Origin of the sequence: Shewanella acanthi (assembly GCF_019457475.1) — a bacterium.
Taxonomy (GTDB): domain Bacteria; phylum Pseudomonadota; class Gammaproteobacteria; order Enterobacterales; family Shewanellaceae; genus Shewanella; species Shewanella acanthi.
The window spans coordinates 1724416-1736646 of sequence record NZ_CP080413.1 but is presented as its reverse complement, the minus strand read 5'-3'; the positions used below and the strand labels follow the sequence as shown (position 1 = coordinate 1736646).

Here is a 12231-nt window from a genome sequence, read left to right as displayed (position 1 = left end):
CAGGCCATCGTTTTCAGCGAGCACTACTTCGCGTTCGCAAGTTTTTTCGCATCAGCCATGTCGAGGGTGATATAGGCAGTTTCGTCCAAAAACGCATCTGGCGCATCGGTATCATCTTTGATTTCATCCATCGATTTAACCGCGGCTAAACCTTGAGTTGCACGACGATCATTGGTTCTGTCGAGTACTTTCTTCTCATCAGCTTCCCGAGAGGCGATACGTTCGCTTTCGACAAGAGAAATGGTTTTCTCTTTGTGATGCTTTTTAAAATCTGCAATATCTTGATTGATATAACTAAATTCTACGCTGTGCTTAATACGCTCTGCGTGATTTTTATCTAAGCTGGTGACGAGCTCAGGGGTAATATCATTGAGCGCCTGATACTGCGCGACAGGCACTTTATCCCAAGGCAATGCATTTTTCTCTTCCGCTTCACCGTATTCACCCGGATCGAGGGCACTTGGAAAAGCGATATCTGGCGTAACACCTTTTAACTGAGTACTACCACCATCGATACGGTAAAATTTTTGAATGGTATATTGCACGTGACCGATTGGCTTGTCGTACATATCGTAGATACGGCCCAAGCTCTTATGCTGCTGTACCGTACCCTTACCAAAGCTTGACTCACCGACAATTAACGCGCGGTCATAATCCTGCAACGCTGCGGCAAAAATTTCGGACGCTGAGGCACTGTAACGATCAACCATAATGGTTAATGGGCCTGAGTAGGTCGTTTTTCCATCGTTATCACGGTGAGCAGAAACACGACCATCGGCATCACGCACCTGCACCACTGGCCCCATATCGATAAATAGGCCAGTCAGCAGAACTGCTTCAGTTAATGCACCGCCACCGTTGCCACGCAAATCGATAACGATACCTTCAACCTTGGCTTCGTTTAATTTAACTAATTCTTTTTCAACATCCTGGGATAAATTCATATAGAAACCAGGAATTTGTATCACACCGACCTTACGATTGGCGTATTCGCCATCCTTAGGCTCGATGACTTTAGAGGTCGCTGCTCGGTCCTCTAAACGAATTTTGTCGCGCACCAGCGTGATATTGAAGGTCTTAGCATTGGCGCCGCCTTTCTTAGGCAGAATTTGCAGAATGACTTTACTGCCTTTAGGCCCTTTGATCAGTTCGACCACATCATCGAGACGCCAGCCAATCACATCGACGATTTCACCGCCTTCTTGACCAACACCGACAATCTTATCTTCCGCCGATAACTTTTCACTGTCTGCCGCAGGACCACCCGCAATCAAACTCTTAATGACAGTGTAATCGTCTTCAAGTTGCAATTGAGCACCAATACCTTCAAGGCTTAAGTTCATTTCCATTTGGAAACGTTCAGCATTGCGTGGTGACAGGTAGCTAGTGTGCGGCTCGATACTGCGTGAAAACGCATTCATCACAGTTTGGAATACATCTTCACTGTTAGTTTGTGTCAAACGTTTAATTGCGTTGTTGTATCGCTTTTGCAGAATGTCGACAATTTCAGGCCATTTTTTGCCTGCCAACTTGAGATTGAGTGCATCATACTTAACGCGTTGACGCCATAACTCGTTAACCTCTGCTTGATCTTTAGGCCATGCCGCATCTTCCCTATCGTACTCATAGGCATCACCGGGCTTGTTAAAGTCCATTTCATGGTCGAGTAATGACAGTGCATATACAAAACCTTCGTAACGGCGCTTTTGCACTAAATCAAACATTTTATATGCTGGTTCAAGTTCACCTGAACTCAGCATATTGTCGAACTGTGAAGTATAAGATTTGAAGCTGTCTACATCGGCCTGCGTCAGAATGTTACGACGATAGTCGAGCTGCTGCAGATAACGATCGTAGATTTGAGCAGAGAAAGCATCATCAAGTGCAAATCTGTGGTAGTGAGATCGGGTATACAGATCCGTTACCCTCTTACTCGCGACTTTGTGCTGAGCTTCCTGGTGGAGAGTGGGTAACTCGCTGATTTGAATAGTAGGTGGTACAGCCCAAGCTGAAAATCCGACAAAAACTGAGGCAATGGATGTTGCCAAAGTGAGTTTTCGCATCAACAAGTTACTCCATTAAATTAATTGATTACAGCAGAATGTGTTCCGCTTTAACTTTAACCGTTAAACCACTATCCAGTTGCACATGCACGTCTTCTTTGTTGATGTCAGTAATAACACCCGCAACAGGGGTCATTCCTAATTTAACGTTAACGCGTTGTTTCTTGGTCAAATCGGTTAATTGAGCTTGCACTAAATTTACTGCTGGCTCTGCCTTGGGTGCAGCTTTTGCTGGACGCTCGGTCTTACGAGGAGGAACAGCCACCTTTTTAGGGGATTTCTTCGGTGCAGCTTTTTGTGCAGGCTTTGGCGCTTGAGCAGCACGTTTCGCTTTTGCCTTGTCTTGGCTTTCTTTTAGCATAGCCTGAGCATGATCAATATGTTCTTGCTCTAATTCACCGCAAGGCTGGCCATCTAAGTCAACACGGTGAGCACCGGCTTTTACAGACTTCAGGTAACGCCAGCTGCTGGTATAACGTCTTAAGGCGACTCGTAGTTGAGTTTTACTGACTTTAGAATCATCAGCCAACCTTTCAGCCAAATCTTGAAACAATCCGATTTTTAATGGCTTAGTTTCACCTTCAGCAATAAAGCACAAAGGAAATGTTTCATACAAATACGCCAAAATTGCATTGGTGTCGGTCAACTTTTCTGTTGATTCCATCATTACTTCCACAGTCAAAAAAGGGACTACGAATTCGAAGCAATTTATATATCAGCTTCTTACGAGTCGTTTATCTTGGTTAAGCTCACATTTGAGCCAAAGTACAAATTAGCATTGTCGCCGCTGATTCAAAAGTTAAAAACACAAAAGTTAACAATTTTTACGGCTAAACAGTCCAAGTAATTCATCAACAGACGTCAATGAAGCCTTGAACTGCACATGCGTATTATAAGGCGCACGCCACCGAATGCGACTATGAATTATGCGTTATTGTACGCAAATTAAGCAAATAGGCAGCTTTCGAAGCTTTTTACCAACAATTCTAAGCCTTTTTGGTCTTCGGCATCGAAACGATCAAAAATTGGACTATCGATATCCAGTACTGCAACCACTTTACCTTGGGCGTGAACGGGGATAACGATTTCAGAATTACTGGCAGCGTCACAGGCGATATGGCCATCAAACTGATGCACATCGGCAATTCGTTGGGTTTGATCAGCAAGGGCCGCAGTACCACAGACACCTTTACCGAGAGGAATACGCGTACAAGCCACTTTACCTTGGAAGGGACCTAGCACTAACTGTTCACCGCGCATTACATAAAAACCTACCCAGTTGAGCTGTTCAAGGTTTTGGTTTAGTAAGGCTGAAAAGTTAGCCATGCCCGCCACAAGATCGTCTTCCCCATCTAATAAGGCTAAGGCTTGACGATTCAATGACTCATAAAATTCAGATTTCATATACTTCCTAGGAATCTATTCGTCAGCGGTGTCTTTTTTAGGGACTTTTTTCGCTGGATTTGGCTTTGATGCCGTACTATTAACCGGAACAACACCTTTAAGCAAGTTTGTTAGCTCATCTTTATGGTTAGCGAAATAAAATGCGAGCTGTTCGCTCAGACTTTCATCAATTCCTAACTCGGCTTTTTGGATAAAAGGTATGAGGTTATCGGCGATGTCGAGCATCTTATCGTAGGCATCGGCCTCCTTCTTCGATGTGAATGTCATCTTTTCTACCCCTTCTCTTACCACGACAAACTGTGTAATAACTGCCATGATTGTCCTCGCACTGTTTAAATATACAGTAATCAGAATGCCAAAACTCAAGTATTGATGCAAGTATTCTGATAATTCTGATATTATTATGTCGCTTTTCAGTAACACGACGGATTAATTTGTTGTCGTCTCACCTATAATCTCCGTTGTGGCAGAACCTAAACCAGCATTAGCATTGGGGCTAAACTAATATTTTTATATGCATGAAAATACAGCTGATCATTCTGTAATTCTCTGTCGTTCCTGCGACTTAGCGATTCGAAAGCGTGCCTTACCTTCTGGGGTGAGAGCCCTTTGTCCCCGTTGTCATACCGCCCTCTATGACACCCCCTATTGCTCGATGAATGGCATGCTTGCGCTGTGTGTTACCGCTTTTATTTTCTATTTTCCGGCAAACTTTTTTCCCGTTCTTGAGATACATTTTTTGGGCAGTATTCGAACCACGACTGTATTTCAGGGCGCGTTTGCAGTGTTCGACCAAGGTTATTGGGTGGTAGGTATTGCCGTATTTACTGCTGCGGTTTTAGGCCCTGGGCTACTGCTCATGTCAATCATGAGCCAAATTTTGATCGCCAAATGGGGGCTTAACAGTCCATTTTGGCGCCATATCTTGACCGAACTTTTAAAGTTGCAGGGACTATTGTCACAGCTAACCATGCTCGAGATATATGTCATCAGCTTTTTAGTTTCTGCATTCCAATTATCTGACTTTGCAGATATTTATTTCGGAATGGGCACCTTTTGCTTCACAATGTTATTTTTAGTGACCCTGTTCTTACAACGGGAGTACAGTTTGGAGCATATGTGGAGCCTTTTAGATGAGCGTCGCTAACTCACAAAGTAATATGCAAACCAGTACTCAACTTCAAGGCAAAGATTTGAGCCTCTGTTTATGTAAACAGTGCCGCGAACTCAATGATTGTCATCATAGCCATTGCCAGCGCTGTGGTACCGAGTTACAAGTACGCGATGTCGGCAGCTTACAAAAAAGTTGGGCACTACTTATCACGGCCGCCATTTTATTGGTTCCTGCAAATCTCTACCCTATTACTATGCTCACCAATCAAGGGCAAGTTCGCCACGATACGATTTTGTCTGGAATCATCCATTTAGTGCAATCTGACATGCTGCCGATTGCCATTATTGTGTTTATCGCCAGTATTTTAGTGCCTTGGATTAAAATCATAGGCCTTGCTACTTATCTATGCGCCATCAGTTTTCACCTACCGATTTCGAAAAAAACCTTAATGGTAGGCTTTCACATTATTGAGTGGATTGGCCGCTGGTCGATGCTCGATTTGTTTGTGATTTCCCTCACCGTCGCCCTCGTTAATATGGGGCAATTACTGGATGCCAAACCTGCACCTGCGGCCACCGCGTTTGCCCTAGTGATTTTATTGACACAACTGGCCGCAAAAGTATTAGACACTCGTTTACTCTGGGATCGACTGGAACCTCAAGATGACGCAAATCGAAACGCCTAAAGTAGTGAAGAAAAAACTCTTTTCGCCCATTTGGCTCCTCCCCATAGTCGCACTGGCTCTCGGTGCTTGGCTTGGGTTTAAGAGCATTAAAGAATCAGGCATTGAAATTCAAATTCATTTCCCAAGTGCCAGTGGCATTGAAGTGGGGAAAACCTTGGTCAAATACCAAGGTTTAACCGTAGGTAAGGTTAAAGATATCAGTATCGATGATGAGCTTAAGGGGGTGAATGTCAAAGTCATGATGGACTATCGCTCAGGCCCTTTCCTCAATAAGCAAACCCTATTCTGGTTAGTGACGCCAAAAGCCAGTATCACGGGCGTTGAAGGCTTAGACGCCCTGTTCTCGGGTAACTATATCGCCATTCAACCCGGTGAAGGTAACGCTGCAACCTCATTCGAAGCTGAGCGCCAGCCACCACCGATGCAATTAGGCTCAGACGGCGTGATGGTCGAGCTGACTACTGACAAATTAGGCTCCCTCGATGTGGGCTCCCCCATTTTTTACCGTCAAATCCCGGTGGGCAGTGTGGCAAGTTACCGTTTAGACGGAAACGCGAGAGTGATTATCAGCGCCTTTGTTCAGGAGCAATACGCCAGTCTAGTGAAGAAGAACTCCCACTTTTGGAATGTGTCAGGGGTAAAAATCGATGCCAGCCTTGCTGGGGTCAAAGTCAGCTCCGAAAGTCTCGCGTCCATTCTAGCGGGCGGGGTGAGTTTTAGCTCCGATGACAAAGCTCCACGCGCCGTCAACGGTGATAGTTTTGCGCTCTACGATTCCGAAGCCTCCGCCCTCGGTGGTACCGAAGTCACGTTAACCATGAAAGATGGCAACGGCATCGATAAAGGTAGCAACATTGTTTATCGTGGGATCAGTATCGGCAGCATAGAATCAAAACGCTTAAGTGAGGATGGCGTTATCGCTGTCGCTAAATTTGAAGGCCAATATGCCCATCTGCTGACAAAAGACAGTGTCTTTTGGCTTGAAGGTGCGGATATTTCGTTATCGGGCATTAAGCATGCAGAACGACTGCTGACGGGTAATGTGGTCAGTTTTTTACCCGGCAATGATTCTGCCAGCCCGTTACCCGAACGATTCGCTCTACAAGATAAAGCACCAGATTTGATGCAATCGAAAAAACGCAGATTAACGCTTAGTTCAGTCGAGAATATGGGCATCGGCGCTGGCGCAGAAGTGCGCTATAAGCAGCTGCCAATCGGTCAGATTCTGTCGGTAAACCTGAGTAAAGATTTATCAGCCGTCGAATACCAAATCGAGCTGCAACCTGAGTTTGCCAATTTAGTGCGAGCTGACAGTTACTTTGTACCTGAATCTGCCTTAAGTATCGATGCCTCCCTCGATGGCGTGTCGGTCAAAACCCGCGACTTAACCACGCTAAGTAAGGGCGCAATCAGTTTAGTCCCTGGAATGAGTACGGCACCTGTTGCTACTGCAGCAATAATGCCGATTTTCTCATCACTCGACGAAGCAAATCACTTTTTCACTAAGCTGCATCGTACCTACTACACCCTCACTAGCCCAGATGGCGCAGATGTAAGTCAAGGCTCGCCTATTTACTATAAAAAAATGCAGATCGGCAGTGTAGAGTCGGTTACATGGCAAAGCAGCAGCGAAGATTTTGCAATTAAAATTGCCATCGACAAACAGTTTCAACCTTTGCTGCAAAAACCAAAAGTCTTCTGGCGTAACAGTGCCATCGATATAAACGCCAGCCTTGGTGGAATTGATGTCAGTGTCGCCCCCCTTCAAGGCGCACTTAAGGGCAGCATCAGCCTTGGACTATTAGAAAATTCAACGAGCCAACAAACCAGTGCATTTAAGTTATATGACAACAAAGCCCTGGCATTGGCTCAAGCAGAACCCATCCGTATTACCTTACCCGCAAGTGCCAAACTCACTGCTAAGTCAGCTATTCGCTATCAGGGGCATCAAGTAGGCGAAGTCACTCAGGTGAAATTAAATTCGGATCTCAAAACCCTCACGGCAACCGCTTATCTCTATGGCGAGTACGCGGCGCATTTCACGGCCAGCGATACTGAGTATCATATGGTTGATGCGCAAATATCCTTAGCCGCAATAAAGTCCCCAGAAACCTTAATCACTGGCCCTTACCTTGGGGTCTTGCCGGGGAGCAATAGTCAGACTTCGAGCCAATTCAGCGCTCGATTAGTGGAAAGCAGCTATGCCAATGTGCCTGAAGATGCACTAAAACTGACACTAGAAGATGCGGCACTTGGTTCGATGAAAGTCGGCACCCCGATATTCTTTCGCGGAATTAGGATTGGTCAACTCGATGGCTACAGCTTATCTCAGCAGGGCAATAGCGTGTTGATGCAAGCCCATATCGCTTCTGAGTACCGTCATCTGGTCAATCAATCGAGCCAATTCTGGGATGCGTCGGGCATTAAAGTGGATGTGGGGATTTTCTCCGGGGCACAGATTGAAGCAGGTTCACTTGAAACCCTGCTTGCCGGGGGCATCAATGTCGCAACCAAAGATACTACGCAGGTAGACAACCTTTTGGCACAGGGCACGGTACTCAAACTGCACCGTAGGGCACAGGATGAATGGTTGGATTGGGCACCAGCTCAGTAACCAGTACCCCTAAGTAATTAATAAAGCGCACTCTACAAGATTAAATAGAGTGCGCTTTTTTATTAGCCGTAGAACCAATAACAGACGAAAATGGCGGCGAGCATACCGGCAACATCCGCAGTTAAACCGCAGGCTAAGGCATGGCGACCGTGGCGAATGCCCACAGAACCAAAATACACCGCTAGGACATAAAAAGTAGTTTCGGTACTGCCTTGGAAAATAGCCGCAAGCCGTCCCGCAAAGGAATCCACGCCATGGTGGGACATGGTTTCGAGCATCATCGCCCTCGCCCCTGAACCACTGAAAGGCTTCATCAAGGCCGTTGGCAACGCGTCCACAAAACGAGTATCAACGCCAAAAACATTAACAAGGGCTGCAATCACGGCAAGCAGATAATCTAAAGCACCAGACGCTCGCAGTAATCCAATGGCAAGCAACATAGCAAGCAAATAGGGAATTAGCTGAATTGCTTGATGAAACCCCGCTTTCGCACCCTCAATAAATTCATCGTACACAGCGACCTTTTTAAGTCCGGCTCCTATCACAAAACTAAAGATCAACAGCAGTAGTACACCATTACCCAATGCGGTCGATACTGTGCCTATGGCCTCAACGCTCAAGGTCATTAAATAAAATCCACTGGCAACTACTGCGGCGAGGAGTACTGCACCGTAACCAAGCACCACAGTATTGAGCAGTGAAATCCGTTGAACCACTGCAACAATTAGCAAGCCCACCAAAGTCGATGCCGTTGTGGCTAAAAGGATAGGTAAAAACACATCGGCGGGGGATGTCGCCCCTTGCTGGGCACGGTATAAAAATACCGTTACTGGCACTAGGGTGACCGATGACGTATTGAGCACCAGAAACAAAATCTGCGCATTTGTGGCAACGGTTTTGACAGGATTTAAACTCTGCAGATCCTGCATAGCCTTAAGCCCCAATGGCGTTGCCGCATTATCGAGGCCGAATACATTGGCGGTCAGATTCATGGTGATACTGCCAAAGGCGGGATGCCCCCTCGGTACTTCTGGCATGAGTCGATGCAATAAGGGTTCAAATACCCTCGCGATAGCGCCAACTATGCCCGCCTTTTCACCAATGCGCATCAGGCCCATCCACAGGGATAACACACCAATGAGGCCGAGGGAAATATCGGCGGCAAGCTTCGCGCTAGAAAACAGCGCCTCAACCGATGTTGACAACACATCGAGATGGCCGCTTACCAATTGCACGCCAATAGAAAGCAGCGCCACCACAAAAAAAACTAACCAAACCCGATTTAGCACGCGCTTCCCCTAACTCTGTCCATGACGGATTTATTCCTGCTTACGAGGCATTGAATTGGTCTGTGCACCGAGGGGCATGGTACAATGCTAACATCCACTCCCCGAGGGAATATGGTATACTTGCGCCAGTTCATTCGCAGCCTTTTTTCCTTATGGTTCAACTAAATCAAAATTTTATCAATACTATTGCCCAAGAAATGCCCTCACATCTGTCGATGGAGGATTTTATCGCCGCCTGTGGTCGACCTCTGAGACGTTCTATTCGAGTTAATACCCTCAAGATAAATAGCGAAGACTTTAAAAAGTTAATGCAACCCAAGGGTTGGACCTTTGAGGCAATCCCTTGGTGCGAGGATGGGTTTTGGATTAGCTACGATGAGGAGGAACAGCTAGGCAATGCCATCGAGCATATTCAAGGCCTGTTTTATATCCAAGAAGCCAGTTCTATGCTTCCGCCAACTGCATTGTTTACGCCCAATGCCAACTGGCAATACGTGTTGGATTTGGCCTCCGCACCGGGCTCTAAAACCACTCAAATGGCTGCGTTGATGCAAAATACGGGCTTGCTGGTTGCCAATGAGTACTCAGCCAGTCGTGTTAAGGTTTTGCACGCCAATGTGCTGCGTATGGGCGCGAGTCACTGCGCCCTCACCCACTTCGATGGCCGTGTATTTGGTGAATACCTGTATGAAAGTTTTGATGCGGTATTAATCGATGCCCCCTGCGGCGGCGAAGGCACAGTGCGCAAAGATGTTGATGCCTTAAAATCCTGGTCTCTCGATGAGGTGATAGCCATAAGCGACACCCAAAAGGCACTGATAGAGTCGGCTTTTCTCGCCCTTAAGCCTGGCGGCAGTTTGGTCTATTCAACCTGTACGTTAAATCGCACTGAAAACCAAGGCGTGTGTGAGTACCTAAAACAAACCTATCCCGATGCAGTGCAGTTTGAATCCTTGAGTACGCTTTTTGAAGGAGCCGATAAAGCCACTACACCAGAGGGCTTTTTGCACGTTTGGCCGCAGATATACGACAGTGAGGGCTTCTTTGTCGCTAAGCTGACCAAAACGCAATCCGTTCCGCGCTTACAACCTGAGCCCAAATTACAAAAGAACTTCCCCTTCAGCGAGGCAAGCGCTAAACAGGTTAAGGCCATTAATGCCTACTTTGAAGAGGATTTAGGGATTCAGTTACCGGATGAGCTCATTATGGTCAGGGACGATGAGTTCTGGTTATTTCCGAATGAGTTTAAAGACTTCATCGGACGCATGCGCTTTTCCCGTATTGGGGTAAAACTTGCTGATCACAGCAAGCATGGTTTTAAAGTTCGCCACGAAGCCATCATTGCTTTAGCAAACCAATCTATAAGCCAAAGTGCTAAAGCCGTCAATTTAACTGAACAGGAAGCCCAAGCATATCTGATGGGGCGAGATATTCCGCTTAATGAAGTAAGCAAAGCCAAAGGTGAAGTAATAGTCTGTTATGGCGGCGCGCCATTAGGCATGGCGAAGCATTTAGGGAATAAATTAAAAAATAACCTTCCTAGGGACTTAGTTAAAGATAAAGTCCTGCTATTACCTGTTCTGACAAACAAGTAATAAAAAGTTTATTTTTTAGCCAGAAATAACCTAAAAAAGGGGAAGTAGAAAGTCGCCCAAGTGTAAAACTCAGCTACACTGAGTCTATTGTAAAGTGCTAACGCACTTTCACCTGTAGCGCACGGCTCTTCAATGAGCCATTCCCCTAGGCCCAAACAGTCGGACTCGTTTTGGGCCTTTTTTTATGGGCAAATTTGAATACTAAGCCCAGTGCTAAATGCAGTTACAATTGATGGTTAGCGCCCGACTAATCGCGCCGCATCTTTGAATAAATTAAAGAAGTTTTCACTGGTGTACTCGGCCAACTCTTCAAAACGCTCGCCACGCAGCTCAGCAACAAACTCAGCTACATCACGCACATAGGCAGGTTGGTTCTCCTGTCCACGGTGCGGAATTGGTGCAAGGTAGGGTGAATCAGTTTCGACTAACAAGCGATCCTTAGGCACCTTTCGGATCACAGTTCGAAGCTCCCCTGCATTTTTAAAAGTCACAATACCAGAGACAGAAATATAAAAACCTAAGTCAATGGCAGCCTTTGCCATTTCCCAGTTCTCAGTAAAACAGTGTAATACCCCGCCTACTTTATCGGCCTGCCCTGATTTGAGCATATGGATAGTATCTTCACGGGCATCGCGGGTATGCACTATCAGCGGCTTATTGACCTCGACGGCTAAGGCAATTTGCTGCTCAAAGCATTGCTGCTGCAACGCTTTAGTTTCGTCGGCATAGAAATAGTCCAAACCGGTTTCGCCAATGGCGACAACTCGTGGCTCAGTGGCAAAACGGCGGATTTCATCAACATCGAGACCCTCTTTCACATCGAGTGGATGCACACCAGAGGACAAAAATACTTGCTCAAAGGCTGCCACTTTATCGCGCATGGATTCAAATCCCTGTTGACGCACGTTCACGCAAAGCATGTAATCGACGCCACGAGACTTAGCATTAGCAAGGATTTTTTCAAGGGTTTGTTGGCAAGGAGCCGCTTTTAAGCGGTCAAGATGGCAGTGTGAATCAATTAGCACAGCAATATCCAATCGAAGTGACAAAAAGGAGCACAAGGATACTCAGCATAGCTAACGAGGTCAAATTCAGCCACTCAGCTAAACACTGCCACAGGAGTCAAAGCAAAATGTAGCACTACATAGTGCAAGTTAAGTCGCTCGAAGCAAGCTCGTGGGACAATAACTTTTCAATATGGTGTTTATGACTCTCGGGTTCAGAGACAATCTTAATCCCAATCCCGACGGGCCGTCCTCCGGAAGCCCCAAGCGGATTAATCCAAACAACTACCCCACGGAACTCATTAGTGGTCGTTGAGCCAGGTAAACGATAGGCAATGTTCAGGGGTTCACCCAAATAATGGCTTTCACTGGTGGCAACGAAAAGACCCGCAGGCTTGATAAAGGGCATATAAGCGCGGTAAAGCTGATGTAACGTATCGAAATTGACGACTAAATCTACCAT

Annotated in this window: 11 protein-coding genes; 4 read left to right on the top strand and 7 right to left on the bottom strand. The window is 46.2% G+C overall.

What is annotated here, in order from left to right:
* Window positions 1-23 precede the first annotated feature (23 nt).
* The 4 genes from prc to K0H61_RS07705 all read right to left on the bottom strand — a co-directional run bounded on the left by prc (window position 24) and on the right by K0H61_RS07705 (window position 3782).
* Window positions 24-2063 (bottom strand): carboxy terminal-processing peptidase, encoded by a 2040-nt coding sequence (gene prc / locus K0H61_RS07720; RefSeq protein ID WP_220052104.1) that lies wholly within the window; start codon window positions 2061-2063, stop codon window positions 24-26.
* Between the two features lie 28 nt (window positions 2064-2091).
* Window positions 2092-2727 carry an RNA chaperone ProQ gene (gene proQ, locus K0H61_RS07715; protein WP_220052564.1) on the bottom strand — a complete coding sequence of 212 codons (636 nt, stop codon included), beginning with the start codon at window positions 2725-2727 and terminating at the stop codon, window positions 2092-2094.
* Between the two features lie 281 nt (window positions 2728-3008).
* Window positions 3009-3467: a GAF domain-containing protein gene (locus tag K0H61_RS07710; RefSeq protein ID WP_220052103.1), complete on the bottom strand. Its 459-nt coding sequence runs from the start codon at window positions 3465-3467 to the stop codon at window positions 3009-3011.
* Between the two features lie 15 nt (window positions 3468-3482).
* Window positions 3483-3782, bottom strand: coding sequence for a YebG family protein (locus tag K0H61_RS07705; RefSeq protein ID WP_220052102.1), 300 nt, complete (start codon window positions 3780-3782; stop codon window positions 3483-3485).
* A 199-nt stretch (window positions 3783-3981) separates the two neighbouring features.
* Between K0H61_RS07705 and K0H61_RS07700 the strand changes: the two genes are divergently transcribed.
* Genes K0H61_RS07700 through K0H61_RS07690 form a run of 3 tightly spaced genes read left to right on the top strand, consistent with a single transcriptional unit; the run spans window position 3982 to window position 7880 of the window.
* On the top strand, window positions 3982-4614 hold the full coding sequence (locus K0H61_RS07700) for a paraquat-inducible protein A (RefSeq protein ID WP_220052101.1): 633 nt from the start codon (window positions 3982-3984) through the stop codon (window positions 4612-4614).
* A gap of 13 nt (window positions 4615-4627) precedes the next feature.
* Window positions 4628-5266 carry a paraquat-inducible protein A gene (locus K0H61_RS07695; RefSeq protein WP_220052563.1) on the top strand — a complete coding sequence of 213 codons (639 nt, stop codon included), beginning with the start codon at window positions 4628-4630 and terminating at the stop codon, window positions 5264-5266.
* A complete protein-coding gene (locus tag K0H61_RS07690; RefSeq protein ID WP_220052100.1) occupies window positions 5244-7880 on the top strand; it encodes an MlaD family protein in 2637 nt (878 codons plus the stop codon). The genes K0H61_RS07695 and K0H61_RS07690 overlap by 23 nt, the downstream gene beginning before the upstream one ends.
* 62 nt (window positions 7881-7942) lie before the next feature.
* On the opposite strand, the gene K0H61_RS07685 is transcribed toward K0H61_RS07690, so the two are convergent.
* Window positions 7943-9169: a nucleoside recognition domain-containing protein gene (locus tag K0H61_RS07685; protein WP_220052099.1), complete on the bottom strand. Its 1227-nt coding sequence runs from the start codon at window positions 9167-9169 to the stop codon at window positions 7943-7945.
* A gap of 152 nt (window positions 9170-9321) precedes the next feature.
* Here K0H61_RS07685 and rsmF point away from each other — a divergent pair, with 152 nt between their 5' ends.
* The gene (gene rsmF / locus K0H61_RS07680) at window positions 9322-10764 is read left to right on the top strand and encodes a 16S rRNA (cytosine(1407)-C(5))-methyltransferase RsmF (RefSeq protein WP_220052098.1); all 1443 of its coding nucleotides are present in this window, start codon (window positions 9322-9324) and stop codon (window positions 10762-10764) included.
* A 236-nt stretch (window positions 10765-11000) separates the two neighbouring features.
* On the opposite strand, the gene K0H61_RS07675 is transcribed toward rsmF, so the two are convergent.
* Window positions 11001-11789 carry a TatD family hydrolase gene (locus K0H61_RS07675; protein ID WP_220052097.1) on the bottom strand — a complete coding sequence of 263 codons (789 nt, stop codon included), beginning with the start codon at window positions 11787-11789 and terminating at the stop codon, window positions 11001-11003.
* Between the two features lie 115 nt (window positions 11790-11904).
* Window positions 11905-12231 (bottom strand): PilZ domain-containing protein, encoded by a 327-nt coding sequence (locus K0H61_RS07670; RefSeq protein ID WP_220052096.1) that lies wholly within the window; start codon window positions 12229-12231, stop codon window positions 11905-11907.

Bases quoted from the DNA above. Each gene is read 5' to 3' on its own strand.
- prc (WP_220052104.1), bottom strand. From the start codon at position 2,063: ATGCGAAAACTCACTTTGGCAACATCCATTGCCTCAGTTTTTGTCGGA.
- proQ (WP_220052564.1), bottom strand. From the start codon at position 2,727: ATGGAATCAACAGAAAAGTTGACCGACACCAATGCAATTTTGGCGTAT.
- K0H61_RS07710 (WP_220052103.1), bottom strand. From the start codon at position 3,467: ATGAAATCTGAATTTTATGAGTCATTGAATCGTCAAGCCTTAGCCTTA.
- K0H61_RS07705 (WP_220052102.1), bottom strand. From the start codon at position 3,782: ATGGCAGTTATTACACAGTTTGTCGTGGTAAGAGAAGGGGTAGAAAAG.
- K0H61_RS07700 (WP_220052101.1), top strand. From the start codon at position 3,982: ATGCATGAAAATACAGCTGATCATTCTGTAATTCTCTGTCGTTCCTGC.
- K0H61_RS07695 (WP_220052563.1), top strand. From the start codon at position 4,628: ATGCAAACCAGTACTCAACTTCAAGGCAAAGATTTGAGCCTCTGTTTA.
- K0H61_RS07690 (WP_220052100.1), top strand. From the start codon at position 5,244: ATGACGCAAATCGAAACGCCTAAAGTAGTGAAGAAAAAACTCTTTTCG.
- rsmF (WP_220052098.1), top strand. From the start codon at position 9,322: ATGGTTCAACTAAATCAAAATTTTATCAATACTATTGCCCAAGAAATG.
- K0H61_RS07670 (WP_220052096.1), bottom strand. From the start codon at position 12,231: ATGGTAGATTTAGTCGTCAATTTCGATACGTTACATCAGCTTTACCGC.